This is a genomic window from Mesorhizobium sp. Cs1299R1N3 (genome assembly GCF_037179625.1).
GTDB lineage: Bacteria > Pseudomonadota > Alphaproteobacteria > Rhizobiales > Rhizobiaceae > Mesorhizobium > Mesorhizobium salmacidum.
The window spans coordinates 1-480 of the sequence record NZ_JAPYKQ010000067.1 but is presented as its reverse complement, the minus strand read 5'-3'; the positions used below and the strand labels follow the sequence as shown (position 1 = coordinate 480).

Sequence of the window (480 nt, the reverse complement as noted above, 5' to 3'; positions counted from 1 at the left end):
CCGTTCCTTCAGGTGACGTCGGTTTCAACGGTCTCTACGGCCTGGTGTCTTCCAGTCGCGTGCCCGCCGAGATCATCGAGCGGATAGAGCTGCTCAAGGGGCCTGGAGCGCTCATCAACGGCATGGCCCCTGGCGGCAGCGTCGGCGGCGGCGTCAACATCGTCAGCAAACGCGCGCTTGAGGTACCTTTCACACGTTTGACGCCGATCTTCATGAGCGCCGGCAACTACGGTCTCCACCTGGAGACCAGCCGCCGCTTCGGTGAAAACAAGGAGTGGGGCGTTCGGTTCAACGGGGTGGGGCGCAATGGCGAAGCCTCGATCGACGGCGGAAACTGGCGGACCGGTCTCGGTGCGTTGTCGCTCGACTATCGCGGGGAGCGCCTGCGTTGGACGCTCGATGCCATTTCACAGAACGACGACACCAAGAACTTCCGTCCGCAGATGACCATTCAGGGCAACGTGCCCTTCATTCCTGCCC

1 pseudogene is annotated in these 480 nt (G+C 62.7%); it reads left to right on the top strand.

Annotated features, from left to right (window positions below):
• A pseudogene (locus tag O7B34_RS31985) lies at positions 1 to 480 on the top strand (TonB-dependent siderophore receptor); the annotation flags it as partial.